This window comes from Methylobacterium sp. WSM2598, from assembly GCF_000379105.1.
Taxonomy (GTDB): domain Bacteria; phylum Pseudomonadota; class Alphaproteobacteria; order Rhizobiales; family Beijerinckiaceae; genus Methylobacterium.
Window position 1 is genome coordinate 11,217 of record NZ_KB900611.1, and the last position, 17,866, is coordinate 29,082.

The window sequence follows — 17,866 nt, forward strand, 5'->3', positions numbered from 1 at the left end:
CTGCCAATCGCGCCGACCCGCTGCGCCACCGAGCCCGTGCGCTCCTCCCGATCGGTCGGCTTCTTCCCCGCAACCTGGAGGCTTCACTGTGCCTGAGCGACACCAGCCCCGTGCTCCCGCCCGCGAATGGATCCCCGCCGACCGCCCGCCGCCCGACGTCTCCGGTGAGGGCATGAGCGTGACCGTCGAGATCACGGACGGCCAGTGCGTCCGCACCGGCTTCGCCTTCATCGACGGCGGCTTCCTGCCGCCGGGCTGGTACGATCTCAACTTCGAGGCCCCGCCCTTCACGCCAACGCACTGGCGCCCGGCGATCGTCGATTGGAGCGGCGTGCGCGGCGGCGCGGCGATCCGCGGTCGCGAGGAGGCTGCCCTGCGCGCGATGGGCGTCGAGCCCGCGCCCCGACCTGATGGCGGTGGGCGTCATGACTGACCCCGCACTGCGCCGCGTCCTCGCCGTCGATGACGCCTTGACCTGGGTGTATGAAGAGCTGCGTCGGCCCCGCGCCGCCCGCCTGCGCGGCCCGGCCGGCTACGGCACGTTCGCCGCCGGTTTCGCGCCCGGCCCGCGCGTCGACGTCTCTCGGGTGATCGTCGATCACTCCCCGGACGGCCCGCACCCGGACGCGCTCGCTGTGGAGGACGCGATCGCCGCCCTCGACCCGGCCACCCTGGACGTGAGCGGGTACTCCATCGCTGCGGGCCTCGCGCCGGGAGCCAACGTCGAGGGCGCGGTTGAAGTCGCCCGCCGCGACGTCGCGGTGATGATCGTCCGCGCCGCCCGGAGCGGCCGGGCGCCCGACTGGGGCGGCCCGCCTGAGTTCGAGCCGGTGCTTGCGGCGAACGGGAAGCCGGCGCTCTGGCAGGTAATCCACCAGCATGTTGGCGAACTGCCGGACGGCACGCCCCTGATCGCCGCCCATGACGCCGTATCGAGGACGGCTCGGGTGCCGGACCGGTACGCGGGCAAGTTCTGTAAGCTCAGATGGACGCGAGGCCCCGATGATGTAGCGCAGGACCGCGCTCGCTACGCGGTCTGGCATGGCGCCCTCGCCCGGCTTGCCTCGATCCTGACCCTCGACACGCTCTGCGTGACCGCGCCCCGGGCCGATCCGACGCCCTGGCTCCCGTCCAGCTCACCGCTCTGGCGCAAAGGGAGCCAAGACGCGTCGTCTATCCGCAGAACGCCCCGAAACATTCGACATTCCGCTTGACGAAAATCTGCCTCTTGACCATACTAGCGACACCGAAAATTTCGTCCGAGCCTCTTCGGAGGTGACGACCACGATCCCCTCCGTGGGATCGAAGCCCGGCCTCGCGGTCGGGCTTTTTCGTTCCGGACCTACCCGTACTCGTCTTGCGCGCCGCTCCTACTGGGGCAGGCGACGCACGCGCACGTCTTGGTGTTGCCCATGCAGAGCGCAGATGATCGCCTCGATATCCTGGCTGGATACGAGGCTATTTCTGACTTCGTCGGTATTCCTGTCAGCAAGCTCAAGTATCGGGCGAAGATCGGTTCGATCCCGCTCTTCCACCTCGGCCGCACGCCTTGCGCGCGCCGGGATGCCCTGCGGGCGTGGATTGCCTCGGCCGAGCGCGTGTCGCTGCGGGGCGGCGGAGCGAGCGGGTGATGAAGGCTCGGTCGCCCCGCGATGCGGCTGCTCGGGCTCGCCGTGTTGAGATCCAGACGGCCTGGAGGCGGCGCTGGCCCGAGAAGGCGCGGGCGCAGAACGCGGTCCACCACGCCCGCCGCTCCGGCAAGCTCATCCCCGGGCCCTGCGAGCGCTGCGGCTCGAACGAGCGCGTCGAGGCCCATCATGAGAGTTACGCGCCTGAGGCGGCCCTCGCGGTCCGCTGGCTCTGCCCGCAGCACCACCGTGACGAGCACGACCGGCTCCGTGCCGAGGCCCGCGAGCGCGTCGCCCGGCCGGCAGCGCGTCGGTTCCGGGCTGAAGACGAAGCGGTAGCGACACACTGATTGGATCCGCGCTCGCCGTTCGTGCGGCGGCGCGGTCGGGCTGGTCGAGGCGCGGAGCCTCCCGGTTCCGGGCGGGCGGGGTGGCGTAGTGAGCACGCCCCGCCCGCCGCAAGTTCCGGCTTTGCGGCCGGTTCTTGGGGACAATCCTTCGACGGCATCGGGGGGTGTCGGATAACGGAAAGACTAGATGTGCGTCCCCGGCGTCCTGCTCCAACAGGACGTTTCTTAGCATTCAATCTGGTCATCCCCCCAAACCACATCAGAGGATTACGAGAATGGCCGCCAAAGCGCTGCTGAAAACCTTTATGCGCCCGCGAGACGCCGACGCGATCCGGGCCGACATTGCGGCGATCGACGCGGCCGAGGCCGCTCGCGCGCAGGCCGCCGTCGAGGCTGCGGCCCGGCGGCAGGAGCTGGTGATCGAAGGCGATGTCGCGGCCCTTGAAGCGCACGACGGGCGCGTTCGCCGCCTCGGCATGGAGAGCGAGGTCGCCACCGCCAAGCGCGCTCGCCTCGTCGAGGAGCTTGAGACGGCCCGTGCTGCTGATGAGCAGGCTCGCCGCCGCGCGCTCTACGAGAAGGGGCTCCGCGCCTCCCGGGCTGCCGCCAAGCTTCGCACCGAAGACTACGCGCGCCTCGCCGCTCAGATCGCCGCGGTGTTGGAGCAGATCGAGAGCCACCGCGAGGCGATCCGTACGGCCAACGCCGCGTTGCCGGACGGCGCCGCCCCCGTCTTCGACCCCGAGGCGGCGATGCATGAACCGCCCCGACCGCCCGTTCCCATCAAGAGCCGCCGCCGCACGTTCCGTGACGGCCCCAACGGGGTGGTCGAGGAGGTGTGGCAGGAGCACGAGTTCACGCTGGATCATGGCCACAACGGCGTCCCGCGGCCGGCGCTCGCCGAAGCCGTGATGTTGCCCGGCACGTCCTACAGGGCGGTCCCGTTCTGGCCGCAGCTCGCGAAATGATCGTTCCTACCCCTGACCCCGCCGACCCCGTCGTGACCGATCACCTCGATGCTGCCGCGCTCTGGGCAGCCTGCTCGACCCTGCTCGACTTCGCCCGGGAGGTGTCGGCCCTGGTCGCCTGCGCTGCGATTGCGGACCACAAGTTCAGCGCGGACGCGGCGCACCTGCTCGGCATCTTCCAGCGACACCTCGCCCGCGCAGCCGACGCCCTCGGCACCTCCGAGCTGCCACCCACGAGGCACTGACCCTCCGATGAGCAAGACCTACCGCGCCGCCCGCCTCCGGTCGGCCTCGTTCGACCCCGAGACGAACACGATCGAGGTGGTGTGGACGACCGGCGCCACGGTGCGCCGCATCGACGAGATCACCGGCCGCGAGTTCGACGAGACGCTGTCGATGGAGCCGGGCGCCGTCCGGCTCGACCGCCTGAACGCGGGTGCTCCGTTCTGCGATGCCCACTCCACGGAGAAGCTCTCGACCATCCTCGGCTCGGTCGTCCCGGGCTCGGCCCGGATCGAGGGCGGCCGGGGGATCTGCACGGTGCAGCTCTCCCGCGCCCCCAGCGTCTCGGACAGCGTCGTGAAGATCCGCGAAGGTGTCATCCGCAATGTCTCCGTCGGCTACGTCGTGCACGCCGCCGAGACCGAGCCGCAGGGCGGCGACGTCCCCTCCGTGATCGTGACGGACTGGGAGCCCATGGAGATCTCCGCGGTCCCCGTGCCGGCCGACGTGGGGTCTCAAATCCGCTCGAACCGCTCCAACCCCACCAACCGCACATCCCGCAACAGGAAGCCTGCAATGACCACCCTTCCGAAGGGCCGCGCTGCCCCGAGCCTTGCTCGAACCCGCGCCCGCATCACCGCCCTGGCCGCCGACGCCGGGCAGCCCGAGCTGGGCCGCAAGGCCGCCGAGGCCGGCGTGTCCTTGCAGGAGTTCCGCGACCAGCTGCTTGATCATCTCCTGGACATCGAGGCGCAGGCCCGCCGTGCCGTCGATCCGATGAAGGCGGAGCGGAGGGAGTACGAACAGGGCCGCGCGCACTTCGCCCGCATCGCCAAGCTCAGGGCTCGTGCCTGATGGCGATCGCGAAGGCCCAGCGGCAGGCCGCCATCCGCCGCCTCGCCGCCCGCGCCAGGATGCCGGCCGTCGCCGAGGAGTTCGTGGTCAGCCAGCGCTCGCCACGGATCTCGCAATTCAAGGCTCTCCTGCTCGAACGCCTCATCGCCGCCGAGCAGGACGCACGCCGTGCCACGGGCGCGGTCCCTGCGCACGTCGAGGACGTCGAATGATTGCAGGTCTCGCCCGCACCGGCATCGGCCGCGGCCTCGCCGTGATCGAGCTGCGCGGTCGCGGCGGCGCAGAGTACGTGCTCAGCCGCAACAATTCCGCTTGGCTTCCTGGGGTCTACGCCTCCTTCGAGGCCGCCCGCCTTGGTGCCGACCTTACGGAGGCGGAGATCCACGTTCTGCAAGCCTCCGCGCAGCGGCGATCTCGGGCCGGGGCGATCACCGTCGCAGACATCCGGGAGCTGCGCGACCCCGCCTACCGCGCCGCCCTCGCCCGGCCGAGGCCGATGACGACCCGGTAGAGAGCATCACCGAGACGTGCCCGTAGGAGCCTCGCAGGCGCCCGAGCGCGCGCGACCGGCATCCGAGGACGGCAGACCGGCGAACGGGCGTCATGGGCCGTCCTGGGGCAGCGGAGGGGGGGCCTACCCCCCCCGGGTAGTGGGTCCTTCCAAGGCCCCCAGGGGGGACGGGAAACGCCCGACCCCGAGACTTTCCTAGCCACTGGCGCGCATTCGCCATTTCGGTTTCGCTTTCACCCGGCGAGGATCTTCTTCATGGCCGCGAAACTGTACGCTGTCGACGTGATCGCGAAGCTGCTTGATCTATCGCCGCGGCGCATTCAACAGCTTTCGGCCGATGGCATTATTCCCAAGCCGACGCACGGGCAGTACGACCTTGTCGGCGCGGTGAAGGGCTACGTTCGCTTCCTCGCCGCGCGGGCTTCACCCGAGGACCCGTCGACGGACGACTACATCGCCCAGCGGGCGCGGCTCACCAAGGCGCGCGCCGATCTCGCCGGGCTCGAGTTGGCGCAGCTCCGCGGCGAGCTGGTGCCTGCCGACGACATCGAGGCGGCCTGGGGCGCCGCGGTCGGCGCGATGCGCTCCCGGCTGCTCGGGCTGCCCGCCAAGACGGCGCCGCGGGCGATCACCCTGAGGAGCGCCGCCGAGGTCACCGCCCTGATCCGCAGGGAGATGATCGACATCCTGGCCGAGTTGGACGGGGTCGAGGTCACCGTGACGTCGCCGATCCGGCCGACCGCCCCGGAGGGGGACGGCGCGCCCGGCGACGAGTAGGCGTGTCGCTACCCTGCCTTCCGGCCCTGGCCGCCGCGGGACTGGCCGAGGCCGCTCGCCTTGGCGAGTTCGGAGCGCTGCGCCGCGTAGTTCGCAGCCACCATCGGGTAGTTGGGCGGCAGGCCCCACTTCTGCCGATACTGCTCGGGCGTCAGGCCCCGGGTCGAGAGGTGCCGCTTCAAGGACTTGTACTGCTGGCCGTCCTCCAAGCTGATGATGTAGTCCGGCGTCACCGTCTTCTTGATCGGCACCGGCGGGACCAGCGGCGCGGGCTCGGCGGTCGGCGGGGCGGTGAGCTGGTTCAGCGCGTCGTGCACCAACCCGATCAGCCCCGGCAGGTCGCCCACCGGGGTCGCGTTTTTCGAAACGTACGCCGCGATGATCGCAGCTGTCAGTTCGATCGCGTCAGTGTCGGGGGCGTTTTCCATCGTCTCGGCCATCTTTTGCCATCTTCGTTGTAGCTTCGAACGGTATGAAGCAGCGCTGGATCGGCAATCGAACTGGCAAAGTCAAGCGGCACTGGCAATCGTTGCAGCACGATTACGGTATGTAGCCGCTATGTTCTGTCCCGATCTTTGGACTTCTTTTGGTAGTGGGTGGTGATCGGCGCTCACCCACCCGCCGCCTCCCGTGCTCGCGTGAGCGGGAGGGGGCGAGCGTATGAGGTGCACGAACTACTTGGGCTTCCTCGTTGCGCCTCGACGGATGGCGCCGAGACCCATGCTCTTGGCAAGCTCGGAGCGCTGCGCCGCATAGTTCGCCGCCACCATCGGATAGTCCAGCGGCAACCCGAACTTCTGCCGGTACTCATCTGGCGTGAGACCGTTCTTGGTGAGGTGCCGCTTCATGGACTTGTACGGCTTCGCGTCGATGAAGCTGATCAGAGCGTCCGGCGTGATCGACTTGCGGATCTGGGCCGGGGTGGCCTTCGGCGTCTCCTCGACCGGGGGCGCGGCGGGCTTCCCGAGGCTATGAAGCGCGGCATGCACTGAGGAGATCAGACCGGGCAGCTCTCCGATCGGAACGTTGTTGCTCGACACGAAGGCCGAGACGATACCGGCGGTCAGCTCGACTGCCCCCGCCTCGTCGGCGCTCTCTCCGCTCGCTTCCATTGCGTTCTCCCCAAATAGGCGGACCGCCTCAGGGCAGTCGACCGCCTCTAGCTCCGGCAGCTTGTCTGAAGCTGTCCTGGACGTAAACCCGGAAGGGTGGGGTGCACCGCTACTTAGACCTTAGCACAACCAGGGCCACCATGACCGACGAAAGTTTGAGATTTCGGATCGGCGTCGACGACCAGTTCTCGGCGCCGCTCGCGAAGCTGCAAGGCGCGCTCCAGCGCGTTGCCAAGGACGACAGCGTCAAGAACTTCAAGAAGGACTGGACCGACGTCGGCCGGACCGTCGAGAAGGTCGGCGGGTCGTTCAACGGGTTCGTGCCGCTCCTCTCGGGGATCGGCGCAGGCTCGCTCACCGCGGCCGGGGCGATCGGCCTCGCGGCGACCTCCGTGAAGCGGTTCGCCGACGAGGGCATCAACCTCGGCAAGGTGGCGATGTTCACCTCGCAGACGACCGCCGAGGTGCGCGGCATGGAGAACGCCCTGAAGGCGTTCGGCCAGACCGCCGAGCAGACCGACGCGCAGCTCATCCAGCTCCGCAAGAGCGCGGACGAGGTCAAGCGCGGCACCGGGGCCGCGGTCGACATGCTGGTGTCGCAGGGGCTCTCGGGCGACGCCGCCCGGCTCGCCAAGGCGAAGACCCTGCGCGAGTTCGACGACATGATGATGGAGATCCTTCGCAAGGTGAAGGATCCCGTCCGGGCCCAGGAGATCGCCAACGCGATCTACGGCGACCCGGATCGTGCCTACATCGCGCGCAAGACCACGACCGAAGGCTTCCGTCGCATGATGGAAGAACAGATCGAGCTGGCGAAGAAGGCGGGCGACGAGCAGGAAAAGAACGCGCTGCGGTTCTCCTCCGCCTGGGCCAAGGCCGGGTCGGAGTTCGACAAGACCTACCGGGAGGTCATGATCCCGGCGCTCGAAGCGGGCGCGAAACTCCTGGAGATGAACAACTCCGGCGACTTCATAGGCGCCGCGGCCGGCGCCGCGCGCGAGGCCCTGAAGGAGAAGATCAAGACCTTCAAGACCGAGCCCGGCTCGAAGGAGGCCCTGGAGGGCCGCCGCGATCAGGTCCAGATGCAGCTCGACCTGCTGGAGAAGGGCCCGAAGGACAAGGACTACGAGCGCAAGCACGAGGTGATGACCCGCGAGCTGAAGCGCGTCGCCGACGAGCTGGAGAAGCTGAACCGGGCGAACCAGAAGGCCCCGGGCGCGACCGTTCAGGGCTCCTCGTTCGGCGGCACGCAGGGCGCGATCGGCGGCAACCCGATGATCCAGACCGCGTCCTACGGGGGCGGGGGCATCTACGCGCCCGGTTTCGGCGGCTCTGGCGGGGGCGTGTACGGCGTTCCCGGCTCCGGTGGCGGCGGCGGTAGCGGCGGAGGCGGATCGGGCGGGCGCGGAGGCGGATCGGGCGGTGGCGGCGGCGTGGGCGGCGTTGCGACGGGCGGCAGCGGGGCGGGCAGCCTCACCGCCCTGATCGACCAGGAGGCGAAGGCCGCCGGCATCGGACCCGCGCATCATGCACGGCATCCGGGCCGGCGAGAGCTGGAAGAACAGCCGCTACGACTTCAAGCACGACGCGATCGAAAGCTCGTGGGGTCCGTTCCAGCTCAACCGGCGCCGCGGCCTCGGGGTGCAGTTCGAGCGCGAGAACCCCGGGATGGACCTGCGTGATCCGCGCACGATCCCCGCCCAGGTGCGCTGGGTCGCCAAGTACCTCGCTCGGGGCGGCAGCCTCCGCCCGTGGTCCGGCTACCACGGCCCGCGCGATCCGAGCCCGCGCTGGGGCAATTCGGGCTACGTCCCGGACCCCGCGGCCGGCGAGGGCGGGGGCGGCGATCACGGCGGTGTCGGGCACGGCGGTCTGCCCTTCAAGGGCGCGCAGGCGACGGCCGGCGGCTGGAACGCCTCGGGCCTGAACGCCCTCGCGCACGACCTGCACACGGACGGCGCCATCACCGCGATCACGGCGATGAACGACCGCTTCCACGGCGGCCGGGGCATGCACGGGCGCGGCCTCGCCATGGACCTGAAGGGCGACCCCGACGAGATCCTGCGGCGCGTCCGGACCCGCATGGACGCGGTCGGGCTGAAGGAAGGCAAGGACTGGAGCTACCTGGACGAGTACCGGACGAGGTCCGCGCGCTGGTCCGGCCCGCACTTCCACGTCCAGTTCAAGAGCCGCGCCGCGGCCGACGCCTACAACGAGAACTACCTGGAGCGGCAGAAGGCGGCCAAGGCTGCCGCGGCCAAGGCCGCCGAGGCGAAGGCGGAGCCCAGGGCACCCGAGCCCAGGGCACCCGAGCCCAAAATCTCGATGTCGCGCGTCGGCGACGAGATGATGGGGCGCCGCTTCAACGACGCGGGCGCCTCGGCCGGCTCCGGCAAGGGCCACCTGCACATCACGATGGACGGCTTCCCGACCGGGACGCGGGCGCGCGCCTCGATGGACGACCTCTTCAAGGACGTCTCCGTCACGCAGCGCCGGCAGGTCGACAGCTCGATCAAGGCGGGGCCGGTCTGAGCCGGCAGGCGGGCGGCGCTTGATCGTCCCGGGCGTGCGGGTGCACGATGCCCTTGATCTGTGGGGATCTCCTCGGCCCGCCCGGCTCCGGCCGCGGCGGGCCTTTTCTTGTTTAGGATCTCTCGGTCGAAGTTCTATTTTCCGTCTCTCTCCACCTGGAGAATTCCTCTCTGAATTTAATCAAAAAGAACTCGCATATCTTCTCAAATTCTGACAGATCATTTCCGCTAATCTGGTCTGTACTAGCGTGCTGAGAAGTAAGATAGCTTTCTCTTATTTTTTCGTATGTTTCATATAAATGTGGAGCGATGCCTTTCTGGCGGAACTCGTAAAAGAGAAAATCAGCCGGCGATCTTCTCTGAAGGATTGGAAGCTCGCTTATTGCAAGAGCCATACCCTCTTCCATTCTTGTAAATACCTCACGAATTAGATCTTTGTTTGATAAGTCTCTCCTTTTAGAAGGTTCCAGAAGGCTGCGCCTATCGTTTGTTTCTTGAGGTTCTGCCGCCAAGCTAATTACTGCGGACTTGGCGTCCTCAAGGTCGGACCGAAATAAAGCTTTAGTTCCTCCCGGAAGGCTTAGTTCAGTCAGCCGGCGAGCGAGGGACCCTAATTGATGTCTCACAAGAAATACAAGATAAGCCACCACTGCCGGCCACGCGAGAGATCTAACAACACTTGCTAGAAATTGCAACCAATCCACCTTCGCATCTCCCTGCTGAATGCGGCTTATCTCAACCCGGTTAAGGTACGTCGCACCCCACAACTCGGTAATCCGTCAGCAGCGCCCCCGCGGCACCCATACCCCACCCCGTCCGCCTCCCCAGCCGGGTGTAGATGCCGACCACATCGCGCATCACGCCGACCTCCCTCGACCCGCAGGCCGAGCAGCGCAGGTGCAGGGCGATGTCGGGGAAGGGGAGGCCGGGCGGGAACCGGTCTGTGCTGATGGTCGCCTCGTGGCCGCAGTCGGTCGCGTTGCAGTGGACGAAGGCGGTGTGGTCGCCCTCCTCGGAGCGCAGCCAGCCGATCGTGGGCGGCGGGATCTCCCGGCCCTGCTCGTCGTAGGCGCGGCGGGGGTTGCGGCGGCTCATGCTGGCCGCGCCAGCAGGATCGCTGTCCGCACGGCCATCTGCTTCTGCCCCTCGGTCGCGCCCGCCCGCGCCAGCACTTCGCGGGCGTAGGGGTTCGTCAGCATCACTGCCGCGAGGTCGAGCGCCACGCCCTCCGCGATCAGGCGCATGCCGGGGGAGGGGTCGTCGAGGTAGTCCCGGACGGCTGCGTCAAGCTGCTCTCCGGTGACGTGCTTGAGCTTGAACAGCTCGCCGATGGTGGGGGTGTCGGGCATGCTCGGCGCGGCTAAATGTTGTGCTCGCGCTTGATGCGCTCGATGTCGCGATCGCAATTCGCGATTAGTCTTTTGTATTCTTCGATGCTTTCAGGCGTCGTATCTTTTCCATGCGGGCCGACGTCGCCAGTTTGCATCCTGCCGCTTTCCAGTGACTTCAGTATTTCTTCGTACTTAGTCCTGCGTTCCTCTGTTTCCTTGATCGTATGAAGCGCGTTCATTGATCGCTCCCCGGTTTAGGAATGGGTGTGTCGGTCAGGTGCCCAGCCGGTCCTACCGGTTCCCGAACTCCCACACCACCACACCCCGGTACCGCCCCGGTTTGCGCTTCCACGAGGTCCAGAGGTGCTTCTTCAGGTACGCCTCGGTGACCTCGAACACGGGGTACGAGCACGGCATCAGGACCCCGCTCCAGTCGCCCCGGATGGTGCCGGCCTGCGGGTGCACGCCGAACAGCGTGATCGTGTCCCAGCCGAGCCGGTCGGCTTCGGGCCCGAACTCGTCCACGCAGCGCCGGCAGTTCTCCAGGTGGTCGCCCACTCGTCGGACTTGAACCCCGGGCAAGGTGGTTGGCCGGGCGACACTCCTCCCACCGGTGGCACATTGCCACCGGTGGGGGACACCTGTACCGCCATCTACCCGTAGGAAGCTTGGGGGGATGAGCCTTGGTCGATACTCGCACCCTTGATAAGGCTGAAGCTGATCGCGTAATCGCCATCGAGGAGGGGCCATACCACGATGTCAAGCGGATAGCCGTTGCGCCCGCGAAATTAAGCCAAAGCGTGTCCGCGTTTGCGAACACCGGTGGTGGTGAACTCTTCATCGGAATTGCGGAGATCAAGGACGCCGGCGCTGAACGTCGAGAGTGGCAGGGCTTTGCTGATAGAGAGGATGCTAACGGTCATATCCACGCTATTGAAAACCTGTCTCCCTTAGGCAATCATTATCAGTATGAGTTTCTCAAATGTGAGGTTTATCCAGGTCTTGTTTTGCATATTATAGTATTCAAAACTCTCAATATTATTAACTCGACTGGTGGTACGCCCTATATTCGAAAGAATGCAGCAAACTTACCTGTTCGAGGCGATGAAGCTCTCAAGCGATTGCGATTGGACAAGGGTATTGAGACCTTTGAAAACGAAGCTGTTGACGTAGACCCAACTCGGATCACTTCCTCAAACAAAGTCGTTGAATTCATGCTGGATGTAGTGCCGGCAGCTAACCCGGAAGATTGGCTGCCAAAGCAAAATTTGCTACGAGGCGGCAAGCCCACCGTGGCTGGGCTGATGTTGTTTGATGATGAGCCGCAATCGGTAATACCGAAGAGATCAGCAGTAAAAATATATCGCTACAAAACAAAGATGGATGAAGGTGACAGGGCAACATTAGCTTTTACACCCCTGACTATTGAAGGCTGCGCTTACGATCTGATTTATTCAGCCGTGTCCAAAACTAAAGAACTCATCGAAGATATAGAAAGACTGGGACCGAAAGGACTGGAAAGCGTCGCATATCCAGATGAAACTTTGCACGAGATCATTACGAACGCTGTCCTGCATCGAGACTACAGCATTGCCGATGATATTCACATTCGCATATTTGATAATCGAGTTGAAGTGGAAAGCCCAGGACGCCTCTCCGGGCACGTCACAAGAGATAATATCCGAACTGAACGATCAATTAGAAATCCTCAGTTAGTGAGAATTATCAATAAATTCCCAAACCCGCCAAACAAAGATATCGGAGAGGGTATAAACACTGCTTTTGCTGCAATGAAAACTATGAAACTTAAAGAGCCAACAATGACAGAGAAACAGAATTCATTTCTAGTTGATATTCGTCATGAACCTCTTGCCTCTCCCGCCGTCGCTGTCATGGAATATCTTAAAACTCATGATAGAATAACTAATTCGATTGGCAGAGATTTGACAGGAATACGATCTGAGAATTCTATGAAAGACGTGTTTTTGGCACTGAAACGGAGCGGTGTGATCGAACCGGTGCCGGGCCTTAAAGGCAGTGCTTCCGCTTGGCAGAAGGCCACTGGCGGCGATGCGCCTGTGACTGCAGTCGCATCGGGGCTCGATACAAATTCCACCGACGACGCAGCGGACGACGCAGCGGAGGGCTGATCGCCACCGGTGAAGCGTGATCATGTCCCGTGAGCCGTTGGGCTGCTTCTGCTGGCCTCCACGGTTCAGAACCCTTCCGTCTATCGAGCGCGGTGCCATGCGCCTGCGTCGGTTCTCGATGGGTATACCCAAACGGTACGACGCGGCGGGACACCAAACCCTGTGCCTTTTGGGTTGTTTTTAGGCTTTCGGTACGCCACGGTGAGCGGGTCTAGACCCAAAGAGGACACCGCCATGGCGCTCATCGGCTACGCCCGCGTCAGCAGCACGGGCCAGGACCTCGCGGTGCAACTCGCGGCCCTGAAGGCGGCCGGGTGCGACCCGATCCGGTCGGAGAAGGTCACGGGCACGACGACGACCGGGCGCGCCGAACTGGCGACCGTCCTCGACTTCATCGGGGAGGGCGACACCCTGGTGGTCACGCGCATCGACCGGCTCGCGCGCTCGATCGGCGACCTCCAGGACATCGTGCGGACCCTGAAGGCCAAGGGCGCCACCCTGAAGGCGACCGAGCAGCCGATCGACACCGGCACCGCGGCCGGCAAGGCGTTCCTCGACATGCTGGGCGTGTTCGCCGAGTTCGAGACGAACCTGCGCAAGGAGCGTCAGATGGAGGGGATCGCCAAAGCCAAGGCCGAGGGGGTCTACAAGGGCCGCCCTCCCTCGATCGATGCGGACAAGGTGCGGACCCTGAGGGCGGAAGGGCTCGGCCCGGCCGAGATCGCCCGGCGCCTCGGCATCTCGCGGACGTCCGTCTACCGGCAGCTCTCCTGATCCGAGCCGCGGCGGGCGTGCCCGTAGGTCCCCGGCAGCGGCCGATCCGCCCCGAGCCGGGGCTGGAAGCCCTCGCCGCCGAGCGAGGGTTCGGGATCGCTGCGATGCTGCCGGCGGGGCTGACGCGGTCTCGGATCCAGGCGGCGGCCGGGTGCAGCCGGGCGCAGATCGCCAAGATTGCCAAGCGCGCAACGGCTTCGCCTGATCTCCCCACCGCATAATCCTGCTTGCCTACCTTGGCCGATGCGGCGGACTGGGATTACTGTCAAGCCGCGCTGCGGTCCCGGTGAGGGCACAATGGAAATCGGACTGTTCTGGATTGGAGGAGCAGTAATCTGTGCTTTGGCTGCGGGTAGTCGTGGACGAAGCTCTTTCGGCTGGTTCATTCTTGCTTTGATATTCTCGCCTTTACTATGCCTTATTGCCATACTCGTGATGCGCAACCTGCAAGAGGTAAAGCAAAGGAAGTTAGAGGAGCGGGATAGTAAGTCGTGCCCTCGCTGCGCAGAAAGGATCAAAAGGGCCGCAACGGTCTGTCGCTATTGTGGACATGAGTTGAACGACCGCGATTTTGCATTAGCAGCAAGTCCTATAACATCTACGTCTTTCCAGTCCGAAGATGGTTACATCTCGGTGCCAAACGATAACTATCTTGCTTTTATTTTGATGGCAGCAGCCATCCTTGTGGTCTCTGTGATTGGATTGTCACTACTTCGTAACCAGTAGGGCGCTTGCACACCAAGGTCCGGGTGGGCACCGGAACGTCAACTCCGCTCTGCCGTCCCGGCAGCCCTTGCGACGGTTCCGCTTGACGCATCGGCTCATGCACCGACGCCCCGGCGCAGCCGCTCCAGAGCCTCTTCGAGAGGCGACAGCGGGTCCACCTCGCGCTGCTCGCCCATAATCAACCCCCTACCCGGGGGAGTATGATTATGGGCGAGATCGGTTCGGCCGATCTGGAGGGCCGTGGACGGGCGCGGCGGTGCGGGCGGAGGAACGGGCCGGGGAGAGGCAGGACGGGCGCCACGGGCCGCCTGAGCCGCCCTGTTGGCCTTCGCGAACACCGTGCCGTACTCGGACCCGAACCTGTAGCTCATCGCCCGGCGGTGCAGGCCCTCCTCGGTGCGCTGGTAGCGCCGCCCCGGCTCCGCCTCCTGGCGGTCCAGGAACCCGATCTCCTCCAGGGTCGCGATCGCGCCGCGCACCCGGGCCTCGGTGAGGCCGAGTTCAGCGTGATCGGCCAGGGCCCTGCGGTCGATCGGGAACGCCTCGACGAGCCGGCGGGGCGTCGACCAGAAGCGGGCGAGGAAGACGGCGAGGGCGTGCGCTGCGTCCCGGTTCTTGTAGCTCGCCAGGGCGGCGGAGAGCCGGTCGGCGACCTCGCGGGGCAGGCGGTAGGGTCCGGCCGCGGCCGGCGCCCATGGCCCCCGGGAGCGGCGTGCAGGCGGCAACGGGCGGGCTGGTGCGGGGACACCCGCAGGTATCTGGACAAGCGACATCGTTCGGCCCTTCGTCAGGGCCGCGGCAGAGCGTCCGGGCAAAGCGCGCCCGCGTCCGGAACCGCTGGTTCCAGATTGACTCAGGCGTCGATGTCGGGGAGGATCGGGTTGCTTAGTTTGATCCGGCCCCTCGCGGGCTTCAGACCCCTGCCGTTACCAGCGGCGGGGGTCTTGCTTTTCAGGGTCGTGCTGCGGCGGCGGCGGTCTCCTGGGCGACTCGGGGGAGCCCGAGGCGCGTTAACTGGTCAGTGGACCCGAACCGTCGCGCTTCGTCAAACCGTGTCGCCGGCCGGGGCCGCATCCCGGCAGGACTATAGCGCGAAATTCCATTGACGCTACAGCGTGTTAGCGTGTCAGGCGCGGGCGATCGGAGGCTCCCCGTGACGCTCGAACAGCAGGTTTAGCGCCTCCGCGAGGAGCGCCGCCTGAGACTTGTTCTGCTTGACGGCCATGATCGCGAACTGCTGCCGCACCGCCGGGTCGAAGTAGGCGGAGATGACGACCTTCCCTTTCCGGCTCGGAGGGATAGCGCTCACGGTCTGCCGGCTTGCTTCTGCCGGCACCTCGGCGGCCACCTCCGGCGGCGGCGCCTTCCCGCTCACGTCCTTGATCTTGGACAGCCCGGCGGCGAAGCGGTTGCTCATGTCCTCATGCTCCCGTGTGATCGTGTTCGCGTGTGCGCTTGTGCGCTTGTGCGCTTGTGGAAGTGTTCACCCGCCAACATGAGCGTGGGTGTGAGTGCGATCATTCGCGCCTGCCGCCACATCCACATGTTCACCTGCGGACGTGAGCACGAGTTCGCCTGCGGGCATGCCCAACTGCTCGCATGTCCACATGTAGAGCCGCGCCACCTCCGCAGCGGCCTTGCCGGCCGGCTCGATCTCCTGCGCGACCTGACCGGTGATGAGGCACCGGTCGTAGGCGACGCGGTCGCCGAGCCGGACAGGGCAGACGGGCAGGCCGAGCGTGCCGGCGATCATCTCCTCGGCCTCGTCCGCGACCGTGCGCTGCGGCGGCACGCTGTTCAGCACCGCGAAGGCCGGCACCCGGACGAGCTTCAACAGGTCCGCCGTCTTCCGCATCGCGCGCAGGTCCATGATCGACGGCTGACAGGGGACGAGGACCAGATCGGCGCAGCGGGCCGCCTCCAGTGCCGTGCTCTCGGCGTGCGGCGCCGTGTCGAGGACCAAGACCCCCGTACCGATCTCCCGCGCCTGCTCGACGACCTTGGCGAGCCGGGCGGGCTGGATGCTCTCGACGTGCGGGAGCTTGTTCTCCCTGGCGTCGTGCCACTCCGAGGCTGACGCCTGGGGGTCCAGGTCAAGGACGAGCGTGTCCCGTCCGTGAAGCTGGAACGCCGCTGCGAGGTGCAGGGCCACGGTGGTTTTGCCGACGCCGCCCTTCTGGTTGATGAGCGCGATCGTGCGCATGTTCGATCCTCCGCATGCCGTCATTCCCGCATGTGCACATGCGAAGCGGCGCCCCTATCCGCAGGCACGCCACCCCACATGTGCACATCTCGACATGCGAGGGTTAACGCTTGGTTAAGGCTTGCTATTTCGCTTCGGCAAGCACCCGCTCGCTTGAGCCCGCAACCTTCATCGCCCGGCGGGCGGTATTGCGCCGAGCCTCCTCGGTGTCGCCGGGCAGCGGCAGCGCACGGGCAGCCGCTGCGACCCCGCTCTCGGGACGCCCCCCCTGGGGTTTCTGAACAAAATGTTCAGAAACTCCCTCCTCGCGCCGCCTCCTCTCGCCCTCCTCGTAGAGGTGGATCCACTCGGCCGTCTGCCGCGCGCGCTCGATCACGTCGAGGTCGGCCCGGTCCAGGTTCTCCGCAATCTCCCACATGCGGGCGGTGCGGTCGTCCCAGACTACAGCCGACACCTCGCGCGCCCGTAGTAAATGCAAAAAGCTTTTGTATTTACAAACATCTACAGATGGATAGCATATCTCCGCATAATCGGAGATAAACATGACGACACCAGACGTCGACCTGCTCGCCGCGCGGGATGAGATCCTACGTCTTGGTGCGGAATTTGAACGGCGATGGAACGCCGGCACCCCGGGCATGGACACGATATTCCATCAGCAGCAGGGGCAGGTCGCGGCGATGGCCGCGTTACCGGCGTTGTCGCCCGAGGGCGTGCGCGCGAAGGCGGCGGCCCTGGTCCGAGCGAGCTGGCGGGTAAACGACGACCCCTGCCTCGCCCTCCTCCGGTCGCTCCTCGCCGACCTCCGCATCGCCGTGAGCGAGGAGGACCTGCGCGTCGCAGGCGACCCCGGCAACGTCATCCGAGTGGACTTCGCCCGGGAGCGCCGCGGGGCAGCGGCCGAATAGCTGAAGATGATTGCGGATTTGCAACATCTAGTATGCTTTGGCCAAAAGTAACGAGAGGGGCTTTACAACGCCTAAAGCGGCGGGAGAGCGTCGCCCGAGAGCGCAGGACGGCTCGGGCCTCTAGGCATCACGTCGCGAGGAACCCTGGTTACGTTCGGCGAAAAAGCACAACCGATCGAGGTGCGACATGAATGCCGACATTGAAAAGATCCTGGCGGCCCCAACGGTAGACGCCAAGACCGCCGGGGCCCTGCTCGGGATGGGCGAGAGTGCGACCTACAAGGCCCTTCAGCGTGGCGACATCCCAGCGATCAAGATCGGCTCGGTCTACCGCGTGCCGAGCGCGACCCTGCGCAGGATGCTCGACCTCGCGCCGCCCAAGGCCGCCTGACGCTCGACCGCGGAGCTGATCGCCTCCGGCGTCATGCTCGCCGATGCCCGCCAGTTACGGCGGCCCGGCACCAAGATCTCAGTTCACCTCGCCACCAGCGGAACCGGCTGCGGCGAGAACGGAGACGCTTGTCTCCAGCCGACTAGACCTATTCCTCAAAGAGAAAGGCTCCCGGATCACCCCCGAGAGCCTTTCCATATCGGACCTGAACTATGAACCACCGCGAATATGGATCCTGGCAGCCGCCCAGTCAAGCGGCTTTTGTTTGTTTGTCTTCAACGGACATCGCTCGCGCCCTCGGCGGCAAGGTGATGGGCCAGTGCGTCCGCGCGCCGGGGCCCGGTCATAGCCGGACCGACAACAGCTTGGTGGTGTGGCTCGACGTGGGCGCCCCGGACGGGTTTCGCGTCCACAGCCACGCGGACGATC

General features: G+C 65.8%; 27 protein-coding genes and 1 pseudogene. 17 read left to right on the forward strand and 11 right to left on the reverse strand.

The genetic code is table 11. From position 1 onward, the window contains the following. The first annotated feature begins 172 nt into the window (after window positions 1-172). The 9 genes from MET2598_RS0135180 to MET2598_RS37965 all read left to right on the forward strand — a co-directional run bounded on the left by MET2598_RS0135180 (window position 173) and on the right by MET2598_RS37965 (window position 5,311). On the forward strand, window positions 173-433 hold the full coding sequence (locus MET2598_RS0135180) for a hypothetical protein (protein WP_018264031.1): 261 nt from the start codon (window positions 173-175) through the stop codon (window positions 431-433). After that, window positions 426-1,214 (forward strand): hypothetical protein, encoded by a 789-nt coding sequence (locus MET2598_RS0135185; protein WP_157182369.1) that lies wholly within the window; start codon window positions 426-428, stop codon window positions 1,212-1,214. Before MET2598_RS0135180 ends, MET2598_RS0135185 begins: the two co-directional genes overlap by 8 nt. 198 nt (window positions 1,215-1,412) lie before the next feature. Then, window positions 1,413-1,631, forward strand: coding sequence for a hypothetical protein (locus MET2598_RS0135190; RefSeq protein ID WP_018264033.1), 219 nt, complete (start codon window positions 1,413-1,415; stop codon window positions 1,629-1,631). Between the two features lie 622 nt (window positions 1,632-2,253). After that, window positions 2,254-2,946: a hypothetical protein gene (locus tag MET2598_RS0135200; protein ID WP_026191110.1), complete on the forward strand. Its 693-nt coding sequence runs from the start codon at window positions 2,254-2,256 to the stop codon at window positions 2,944-2,946. Window positions 2,947-2,978: 32 nt separating this feature from the next. Beyond that, window positions 2,979-3,191, forward strand: a complete 213-nt coding sequence (locus MET2598_RS40565) for a hypothetical protein (protein ID WP_018264035.1) — start codon at window positions 2,979-2,981, stop codon at window positions 3,189-3,191. 7 nt (window positions 3,192-3,198) lie between these two features. Beyond that, a complete protein-coding gene (locus MET2598_RS0135210) occupies window positions 3,199-4,023 on the forward strand; it encodes an HK97 family phage prohead protease (RefSeq protein WP_018264036.1) in 825 nt (274 codons plus the stop codon). After that, window positions 4,023-4,235 (forward strand): hypothetical protein, encoded by a 213-nt coding sequence (locus tag MET2598_RS0135215; protein WP_018264037.1) that lies wholly within the window; start codon window positions 4,023-4,025, stop codon window positions 4,233-4,235. Before MET2598_RS0135210 ends, MET2598_RS0135215 begins: the two co-directional genes overlap by 1 nt. Further along, the gene (locus MET2598_RS0135220) at window positions 4,232-4,534 is read left to right on the forward strand and encodes a hypothetical protein (protein ID WP_018264038.1); all 303 of its coding nucleotides are present in this window, start codon (window positions 4,232-4,234) and stop codon (window positions 4,532-4,534) included. The genes MET2598_RS0135215 and MET2598_RS0135220 overlap by 4 nt, the downstream gene beginning before the upstream one ends. Before the next feature lie 255 nt (window positions 4,535-4,789). Next, a complete protein-coding gene (locus tag MET2598_RS37965) occupies window positions 4,790-5,311 on the forward strand; it encodes a hypothetical protein (protein ID WP_018264039.1) in 522 nt (173 codons plus the stop codon). Between the two features lie 8 nt (window positions 5,312-5,319). Here MET2598_RS37965 and MET2598_RS0135230 read toward each other — a convergent pair whose 3' ends face one another. Then, window positions 5,320-5,751 carry a MucR family transcriptional regulator gene (locus MET2598_RS0135230; protein WP_018264040.1) on the reverse strand — a complete coding sequence of 144 codons (432 nt, stop codon included), beginning with the start codon at window positions 5,749-5,751 and terminating at the stop codon, window positions 5,320-5,322. Window positions 5,752-5,985: 234 nt separating this feature from the next. Next, window positions 5,986-6,423: a MucR family transcriptional regulator gene (locus MET2598_RS0135235; protein WP_018264041.1), complete on the reverse strand. Its 438-nt coding sequence runs from the start codon at window positions 6,421-6,423 to the stop codon at window positions 5,986-5,988. A gap of 392 nt (window positions 6,424-6,815) precedes the next feature. Between MET2598_RS0135235 and MET2598_RS38370 the strand changes: the two genes are divergently transcribed. Both MET2598_RS38370 and MET2598_RS41900 read left to right on the forward strand, forming a co-directional pair. Then, the gene (locus MET2598_RS38370) at window positions 6,816-8,105 is read left to right on the forward strand and encodes a hypothetical protein (protein WP_198293090.1); all 1,290 of its coding nucleotides are present in this window, start codon (window positions 6,816-6,818) and stop codon (window positions 8,103-8,105) included. After that, window positions 8,092-8,955 (forward strand): hypothetical protein, encoded by an 864-nt coding sequence (locus MET2598_RS41900; protein WP_018264043.1) that lies wholly within the window; start codon window positions 8,092-8,094, stop codon window positions 8,953-8,955. Before MET2598_RS38370 ends, MET2598_RS41900 begins: the two co-directional genes overlap by 14 nt. A 112-nt stretch (window positions 8,956-9,067) precedes the next feature. Here the strand turns inward: MET2598_RS41900 and MET2598_RS41905 are convergent, their stop codons facing one another. The 5 genes from MET2598_RS41905 to MET2598_RS43280 are packed head-to-tail and all read right to left on the reverse strand — an operon-like array spanning window position 9,068 to window position 10,810. Continuing rightward, window positions 9,068-9,721 (reverse strand): hypothetical protein, encoded by a 654-nt coding sequence (locus MET2598_RS41905; RefSeq protein WP_157182370.1) that lies wholly within the window; start codon window positions 9,719-9,721, stop codon window positions 9,068-9,070. Beyond that, entirely contained in the window at window positions 9,699-10,049 is a 351-nt protein-coding gene (locus MET2598_RS0135255) for a hypothetical protein (RefSeq protein ID WP_018264044.1), read from the reverse strand. Before MET2598_RS0135255 ends, MET2598_RS41905 begins: the two co-directional genes overlap by 23 nt. Continuing rightward, window positions 10,046-10,303, reverse strand: a complete 258-nt coding sequence (locus MET2598_RS0135260) for a hypothetical protein (protein WP_018264045.1) — start codon at window positions 10,301-10,303, stop codon at window positions 10,046-10,048. The genes MET2598_RS0135255 and MET2598_RS0135260 overlap by 4 nt, the downstream gene beginning before the upstream one ends. An 11-nt stretch (window positions 10,304-10,314) precedes the next feature. Further along, entirely contained in the window at window positions 10,315-10,524 is a 210-nt protein-coding gene (locus MET2598_RS41910) for a hypothetical protein (RefSeq protein ID WP_157182371.1), read from the reverse strand. A gap of 52 nt (window positions 10,525-10,576) precedes the next feature. Further along, window positions 10,577-10,810, reverse strand: coding sequence for a hypothetical protein (locus MET2598_RS43280; protein ID WP_018264046.1), 234 nt, complete (start codon window positions 10,808-10,810; stop codon window positions 10,577-10,579). A gap of 158 nt (window positions 10,811-10,968) precedes the next feature. On the opposite strand from MET2598_RS43280, the gene MET2598_RS40315 reads away from it, so the two are divergent. The 3 genes from MET2598_RS40315 (at window position 10,969) to MET2598_RS43955 (ending at window position 13,935) form a co-directional block, all read left to right on the forward strand. Further along, window positions 10,969-12,435, forward strand: a complete 1,467-nt coding sequence (locus MET2598_RS40315; protein ID WP_084674085.1) for an ATP-binding protein — start codon at window positions 10,969-10,971, stop codon at window positions 12,433-12,435. A gap of 234 nt (window positions 12,436-12,669) precedes the next feature. Continuing rightward, window positions 12,670-13,209: a recombinase family protein gene (locus MET2598_RS0135270; RefSeq protein ID WP_018264047.1), complete on the forward strand. Its 540-nt coding sequence runs from the start codon at window positions 12,670-12,672 to the stop codon at window positions 13,207-13,209. Between the two features lie 435 nt (window positions 13,210-13,644). Further along, on the forward strand, window positions 13,645-13,935 hold the full coding sequence (locus MET2598_RS43955; RefSeq protein ID WP_442919018.1) for a zinc ribbon domain-containing protein: 291 nt from the start codon (window positions 13,645-13,647) through the stop codon (window positions 13,933-13,935). A 95-nt stretch (window positions 13,936-14,030) separates the two neighbouring features. Here MET2598_RS43955 and MET2598_RS0135275 read toward each other — a convergent pair whose 3' ends face one another. From MET2598_RS0135275 to MET2598_RS0135295, 4 genes are all read right to left on the reverse strand, one after another. Further along, window positions 14,031-14,660, reverse strand: a complete 630-nt coding sequence (locus tag MET2598_RS0135275; protein ID WP_236728945.1) for a hypothetical protein — start codon at window positions 14,658-14,660, stop codon at window positions 14,031-14,033. A gap of 401 nt (window positions 14,661-15,061) precedes the next feature. Continuing rightward, window positions 15,062-15,352, reverse strand: coding sequence for a ribbon-helix-helix domain-containing protein (locus tag MET2598_RS37975; RefSeq protein WP_018264049.1), 291 nt, complete (start codon window positions 15,350-15,352; stop codon window positions 15,062-15,064). A 66-nt stretch (window positions 15,353-15,418) separates the two neighbouring features. Then, a complete protein-coding gene (gene parA / locus MET2598_RS0135290; protein WP_018264050.1) occupies window positions 15,419-16,138 on the reverse strand; it encodes a ParA family partition ATPase in 720 nt (239 codons plus the stop codon). Between the two features lie 124 nt (window positions 16,139-16,262). After that, window positions 16,263-16,682: a hypothetical protein gene (locus tag MET2598_RS0135295; RefSeq protein WP_157182373.1), complete on the reverse strand. Its 420-nt coding sequence runs from the start codon at window positions 16,680-16,682 to the stop codon at window positions 16,263-16,265. On the opposite strand from MET2598_RS0135295, the gene MET2598_RS0135300 reads away from it, so the two are divergent. From MET2598_RS0135300 to MET2598_RS42545, 3 genes and pseudogenes are all read left to right on the forward strand, one after another. Then, window positions 16,681-17,046, forward strand: coding sequence for a hypothetical protein (locus tag MET2598_RS0135300; RefSeq protein ID WP_018264052.1), 366 nt, complete (start codon window positions 16,681-16,683; stop codon window positions 17,044-17,046). The two genes, MET2598_RS0135295 and MET2598_RS0135300, sit on opposite strands and share 2 nt — an antisense overlap. Window positions 17,047-17,233: 187 nt before the next feature. Then, a complete protein-coding gene (locus MET2598_RS0135305; protein ID WP_018264053.1) occupies window positions 17,234-17,437 on the forward strand; it encodes a helix-turn-helix domain-containing protein in 204 nt (67 codons plus the stop codon). 212 nt (window positions 17,438-17,649) lie between these two features. Further along, a pseudogene (locus MET2598_RS42545) lies at window positions 17,650-17,866 on the forward strand (hypothetical protein); the annotation flags it as partial.

What these genes read in the sequence shown, in the direction of transcription:
- MET2598_RS0135180 (WP_018264031.1), top strand. Translation starts at nt 173, where the DNA reads ATGAGCGTGACCGTCGAGATCACGGACGGCCAGTGCGTCCGCACCGGC.
- MET2598_RS0135185 (WP_157182369.1), top strand. Translation starts at nt 426, where the DNA reads ATGACTGACCCCGCACTGCGCCGCGTCCTCGCCGTCGATGACGCCTTG.
- MET2598_RS0135190 (WP_018264033.1), top strand. Translation starts at nt 1,413, where the DNA reads ATGCAGAGCGCAGATGATCGCCTCGATATCCTGGCTGGATACGAGGCT.
- MET2598_RS0135200 (WP_026191110.1), top strand. Translation starts at nt 2,254, where the DNA reads ATGGCCGCCAAAGCGCTGCTGAAAACCTTTATGCGCCCGCGAGACGCC.
- MET2598_RS0135210 (WP_018264036.1), top strand. Translation starts at nt 3,199, where the DNA reads ATGAGCAAGACCTACCGCGCCGCCCGCCTCCGGTCGGCCTCGTTCGAC.
- MET2598_RS0135215 (WP_018264037.1), top strand. Translation starts at nt 4,023, where the DNA reads ATGGCGATCGCGAAGGCCCAGCGGCAGGCCGCCATCCGCCGCCTCGCC.
- MET2598_RS0135220 (WP_018264038.1), top strand. Translation starts at nt 4,232, where the DNA reads ATGATTGCAGGTCTCGCCCGCACCGGCATCGGCCGCGGCCTCGCCGTG.
- MET2598_RS37965 (WP_018264039.1), top strand. Translation starts at nt 4,790, where the DNA reads ATGGCCGCGAAACTGTACGCTGTCGACGTGATCGCGAAGCTGCTTGAT.
- MET2598_RS0135230 (WP_018264040.1), bottom strand. Translation starts at nt 5,751, where the DNA reads ATGGCCGAGACGATGGAAAACGCCCCCGACACTGACGCGATCGAACTG.
- MET2598_RS0135235 (WP_018264041.1), bottom strand. Translation starts at nt 6,423, where the DNA reads ATGGAAGCGAGCGGAGAGAGCGCCGACGAGGCGGGGGCAGTCGAGCTG.
- MET2598_RS41900 (WP_018264043.1), top strand. Translation starts at nt 8,092, where the DNA reads ATGGACCTGCGTGATCCGCGCACGATCCCCGCCCAGGTGCGCTGGGTC.
- MET2598_RS0135255 (WP_018264044.1), bottom strand. Translation starts at nt 10,049, where the DNA reads ATGAGCCGCCGCAACCCCCGCCGCGCCTACGACGAGCAGGGCCGGGAG.
- MET2598_RS0135260 (WP_018264045.1), bottom strand. Translation starts at nt 10,303, where the DNA reads ATGCCCGACACCCCCACCATCGGCGAGCTGTTCAAGCTCAAGCACGTC.
- MET2598_RS41910 (WP_157182371.1), bottom strand. Translation starts at nt 10,524, where the DNA reads ATGAACGCGCTTCATACGATCAAGGAAACAGAGGAACGCAGGACTAAG.
- MET2598_RS0135270 (WP_018264047.1), top strand. Translation starts at nt 12,670, where the DNA reads ATGGCGCTCATCGGCTACGCCCGCGTCAGCAGCACGGGCCAGGACCTC.
- MET2598_RS43955 (WP_442919018.1), top strand. Translation starts at nt 13,645, where the DNA reads ATGCGCAACCTGCAAGAGGTAAAGCAAAGGAAGTTAGAGGAGCGGGAT.
- MET2598_RS37975 (WP_018264049.1), bottom strand. Translation starts at nt 15,352, where the DNA reads ATGAGCAACCGCTTCGCCGCCGGGCTGTCCAAGATCAAGGACGTGAGC.
- parA (WP_018264050.1), bottom strand. Translation starts at nt 16,138, where the DNA reads ATGCGCACGATCGCGCTCATCAACCAGAAGGGCGGCGTCGGCAAAACC.
- MET2598_RS0135300 (WP_018264052.1), top strand. Translation starts at nt 16,681, where the DNA reads ATGACGACACCAGACGTCGACCTGCTCGCCGCGCGGGATGAGATCCTA.
- MET2598_RS0135295 (WP_157182373.1), bottom strand. Translation starts at nt 16,682, where the DNA reads ATGTTTATCTCCGATTATGCGGAGATATGCTATCCATCTGTAGATGTT.
- MET2598_RS0135305 (WP_018264053.1), top strand. Translation starts at nt 17,234, where the DNA reads ATGAATGCCGACATTGAAAAGATCCTGGCGGCCCCAACGGTAGACGCC.